Consider the following 4556-nt stretch of genomic DNA (forward strand, 5'->3'; position numbering starts at 1 on the left):
TCCTTTTCCTCGTTGGCTTTCTCCCTTGGAAACGACGACCACAGATTCTATCCCTTCAATGGACTCGATTGCCCTCTCTACATCAGAAAAGAGTACCAGCAGTCCGTCTCTGTTGACGCTGTGGTCACACCTTCCCAACACTTCTAGATGACCATCTGCCCAGATTCGACCTAAATCTTTAGTTTTGAACCAATTATCTTGGGTATCCTGAATAACCGGATTTCCTGTCTCATCAACATACCCTTCAAAAGCCAATTCATGCTGGCACCAGAGTTCGCCAACAGCCTCCATTCCTTCAAAGGATTCACCAGTTCCTTCTTCCAGACGCATCTGCACTCCAGGCATGGGTTTTCCAACGGTTTGCGATCGCACTTCACTTGGTTCTTGGAGACTGGCCGCTGCAATCGCTCCCATTTCCGTGCTGCCATATAATTTTACCAAGGAGCCCATCTGGGATTCATAGAGCGCAAAGGTATCTTCCCTCATGCGATCGCCCGCCGCCACAGTCAGTTTGTATTTCCTTGGAGACTTACGCCCTTTGAGTAACGTTTCACACAAAGTTGGGGTCATGAAGGCTACATTAGGATTAAAGTTTCTCTCTCTCTGCAAGTACCTTAGTAGATTCGACTTTGGCTGTAAGTCAATAGATGCTCCAACTGCTATCCCAGGTAAGAAGCCTGCTCCCAAGCCGTACATATGGAAAATCGGCACAGGTATGGCGATGCGGTCGTTGCTTTCGAGTCCTAACCTATTAACACAGTTGAGGGCGTTCCCCATTAACTTGGCGTGGGAATGTACCGCTATTTTGGGTTTTCCCGTACTCCCTGATGTCCGCAAATAGAGTTTTGGACTGAGATGATTAGCCTGATCGCCAGTGCCAATCCACCCTTCATTTTCCACCAGATGGCAAAACTGTTCCGGATGTCTCAAATCAACTGTGCTACCACTATCAGTCACCACACGGTAACGGCAGAATTGCGGAAGGGGCGACTGCTTGAGTTGACTACCGCCAACTACCTTAGGCAGCAAAAGGACACTAGACTCCACTTCAAGCAAATATAGCAAGACTAGGGCATTGGGCACGGAATTTTCACATTCGAGGGCAAGGCCATTTTCCTTGCTAATTCCCCACTTGCTAAAATGCCTCTGAAGTCTGTCAAAAATATCTGGAATTTCTTGGTAGGAGCAACTTAGAACTCCATCTGTCAGTAGGTGTATTCGTGTATTAGCAGAACTCGTAACTTGATCAAAAATCTTCATCGTTCATCAATCTTAATATTATGCCAGTATCCTCTGGTATTATATTTATCCTGTAAGTGTAGCCACTTGCAAACAGAAAACCTCATTCAAGTCTTTGAAGATGGGGCTGTCAGAGGATGTCTGAAAAGTCAAAATAAATGCGTACGCGAAGCGGCATGCCTTTGGCATGATCGCCCTCTGGGCGCACTTCGTGGTCTGGCTAAAGCCAGGGCTTTGCGATCGCGTCATTTAAGAACAGCGATAGCTATTGAGAAAGAACCAAGATCAAAAGAAAAACTCTCGTCACGATCAGCTGTCCATAGCAATAAAGGACAGACAACGAGAGTGAAGTAATGAATCAATCATATCGTACCGATTTAACTGATGAACAATGGCAATTGCTCGAAACACTAATACCGCCAGCTTGCGTCAGGAGGTCGTCCCAGAAGCGTAGAGATGCGCTCGGTAGTCAATGCCATTTTTTACGTATTGGTAGCCGGATGTGCATAGGTCTTGTTACCTCAGGTGCGACCCTAGGCCGGGTTCCCCGGCCTAGGAGGCGCGCACCTAAACGATTTTCCCAAAGGTCAGACAGTCAATCAGTAGAAACAGCAACCATGATTCATCTGGAAGTGGGTTATGATGGCGCGAAACAGGTTAAAGGTCGTAAGCGTCATGTGTTGGTGGATACCAAAGGGTTTGTTAATGGTTGTAGCCAATTACTTTTCAGACATCCTCTCATATCCTGCATGTTTTGCTCTACTACCTAGTTAGAGTCGATGCCTGGTATTACCCAGGGCACCTCTCCTTCAAATCCGGACGTGCGACTTTCACCGCATCCGGCTCCTAGATATCTTGGTCTTTCGACCTGCTCCAATGAATTTCTTGATGGCAACTACGATGTACAGCCATTAAGTTTTTGGGTTTCCAGTTATCATGGTTCCCATCAACGTGATGGAGTTGTACATCCTGATTGCCGGTGAACCTAAGTCCACAATGTCCACAGGAATGGTTTTGCGTGGGTTTTGGCTTTAGAGGTAGCATTTTCGTAGAGCTTACTATTTCGCTTGCTCCAGTAGACTAGGTCTCCATCGTACGGGGACTTAGTCCCTTTTACCGACACATGCTTGTTCTGTTTATAAGGAACAGCCGGGAATGCTTTCTTTACTAACCTTTCGGCTTCGTGTCGGTCGATTTTCTTTTCCCGTTTGAACTTTTTGAACGTCGAGTTATTGGCGTACCATAAGCTATTCCGGGAGCCGTCCATCTTGCAGTTCCGGTGGTAGTTCCTCCAGCCCCTGACTATTGGGGCTAGTTTTTTGGCCTTAACTAAAGCACCATAATTCGAGCTGTTGGCTACGGCTTTAATCTTCTTCTGGATTGCTTTGAAGTTATCCGCTGAGGGAGTGCTTCTAAACTTTCCATTTTTCTGGAGGAGGAAGTTCTATCCCAGGAAGTCAAAACCGTCTGTCGCTTTTGTTAGCTTGGTCTTTTCTTCACTGATTTCCATCCCTCTTTTTCCTAGAAAGGTTTTAATCTTTTCTAGGATTTTCTCGGGGTCTTGTCCTGGCTTGACAAAAATTATCATATCATCCGCGTAACGGACGCTAGGGTGAATTGCCTCGATTCCGTTAAGTGCAATATTGGCAAGTATTGGGCTGACCACTCCTCCTTGGGGCGTTCCTTGCTCCGGGAATTCCGGACTGATGCCAGCTTTTAGACATCTGAATATCCCCATCTTCAGATTAGCTGGAGCTAGCAGTCTATCCATAATGGAGCTGTGGGAGATGCGGTCAAAGCATTTCTTAATATCTAATTCGATGACACTCTTTTTCCACCCGTTATTGTTTGAACTCAGATTGTTAAATATGTATTTCTGAGCGTCATGAGCTGAGCGTCCAGTCCTAAACCCGTAGCTCCGGGCGTGAAAGGTTGCTTCATGGGCGGGTTCTAGAGCGAATTTTGCGCTTACTTGCCATGCTCTATCTGCGATAGTAGGTACTTTAAGAATCCTTACTTTTCCGTTCTTTTTAGGGATTGGAATTTCACGCAGTCCGCTATGTTTCCAGACCTGGCCATAGTGGTTCAATTCATTCAGTAGACCGTATCGTTCACTGTATTTGAGGGCTGTCTTCCCATCAATACCTGCTGTTTTCTTACCCTTATTTAGCTGGGTCACTTGACGGATTGCCAGGAGCTGAGCCGAACGGGATTTTAGAATCAGTAACTGTCGTGACCTCGCTTTCCTCAAGTCACCAGCTTGAACCGCTTTATACACTCGTCGCTGTAGGCGGAATAGGTTCCGTTGGTGTTTCTTCCAACTTTCGCTTTTCCAGAGTTCGCTATAAGATTGTTTTCTCATGGGTCTAACCATGCTCTCCATTGATTCATGTATCCTAGATACCCGTGACCAGTTTCCGGTCACATCCTACCCGACGGGAGGGATTAAGTTTGACATAACTTACTAGGGTTTCGACCGTTCCCCAGACCTCTTTTTGCCGTCGTTTTTACTCGTTCCACCTTTCAGATTGTTGTGATGATTTAGGACGGTTCATTTTGCCCAACATCCTCTCGGAGATTACAACTATCGTCCTAAGAAACGTTGTGAGAGTCAGATGTTGAAATCCACACGGTTTTCCGCTCAGATTGTGGCTTAATCATAGGACACTTTTCTAGAACCTGTTTATCCATGTCATCTCCCCATTAGCGGTAGGGAACCGATCTGCATAAGTCCTAATTCCGCCCTGATGCCAGCTTCACTCTGCTAGGATGTCGCCTGCTCGGTGTGGCCAGGTAGGGAGTCACCTGTCTCCGATGGGGTGGGGTTTTCACCCACATCCGAAAAATAGTTGGGAATTTTGAGGGTGTTTCCCTCGCTATTCCCCTAGCTCATACCCCTCTATTCTCTAGAGGCTCCTAGCTAGAACGAGCCGCACTAGGACATTGAATTTGAACAAGAATGTAGGAATTTTAGATGAGTTTTATGAGGTTTATGAGGTTTGATATGAGTTTTATGAGGTTTGATATGAGGTTTATGAGGTCAGGGTAAACCAATCTAATTTGGTATAAATGGTAACAGACAAAAATCTTATTAACTGTAAGCATTCAGCCGTCAGCTAATGGGCTACGCGCACGCTGCGCGAACAGTTAATGGGCTACGCGCATTAGCTGAATGCTTACCATTAACTCAATTTTTTGTTGAAATTCGAATAAATCCCATCCTAAAGAAGTTTTTTTGTTCAAAGTCAACGAATTTTCCCCTGACTTTGAACAAAAATCAAAGTCGGATTTGCGTACGCAACCAGAATTTAGAGTAC

3 protein-coding genes and 2 pseudogenes are annotated in these 4556 nt (G+C 45.7%); 3 read left to right on the forward strand and 2 right to left on the reverse strand.

Annotated features, from left to right (window positions below):
- The coding region (locus tag F6K37_RS32740; protein WP_287254820.1) for a class I adenylate-forming enzyme family protein at positions 1-1260 on the reverse strand (1260 nt) is incomplete at its 3' end.
- A 66-nt stretch (positions 1261-1326) separates the two neighbouring features.
- Here F6K37_RS32740 and F6K37_RS32745 point away from each other — a divergent pair.
- The 3 genes and pseudogenes from F6K37_RS32745 to F6K37_RS45785 all read left to right on the forward strand — a co-directional run bounded on the left by F6K37_RS32745 (position 1327) and on the right by F6K37_RS45785 (position 2009).
- Positions 1327-1593 carry a hypothetical protein gene (locus F6K37_RS32745; protein WP_287254822.1) on the forward strand — a complete coding sequence of 89 codons (267 nt, stop codon included), beginning with the start codon at positions 1327-1329 and terminating at the stop codon, positions 1591-1593.
- Positions 1593-1743: pseudogene (locus F6K37_RS45780) on the forward strand (transposase); the annotation flags it as partial. The gene F6K37_RS32745 and the pseudogene F6K37_RS45780, both read left to right, overlap by 1 nt.
- A 113-nt stretch (positions 1744-1856) precedes the next feature.
- Positions 1857-2009, forward strand: a complete 153-nt coding sequence (locus F6K37_RS45785; protein WP_502887794.1) for a hypothetical protein — start codon at positions 1857-1859, stop codon at positions 2007-2009.
- A gap of 76 nt (positions 2010-2085) precedes the next feature.
- On the opposite strand, the pseudogene F6K37_RS45790 reads toward F6K37_RS45785, so the two are convergent.
- Positions 2086-3613: pseudogene (locus F6K37_RS45790) on the reverse strand (reverse transcriptase domain-containing protein).
- Positions 3614-4556 lie beyond the last annotated feature (943 nt).

The organism is Moorena sp. SIO4E2, assembly GCF_010671945.1.
Lineage (GTDB): Bacteria > Cyanobacteriota > Cyanobacteriia > Cyanobacteriales > Coleofasciculaceae > Moorena > Moorena producens.

What these genes read in the sequence shown, in the direction of transcription:
- F6K37_RS45785 (WP_502887794.1), top strand. Translation starts at nt 1,857, where the DNA reads ATGATTCATCTGGAAGTGGGTTATGATGGCGCGAAACAGGTTAAAGGT.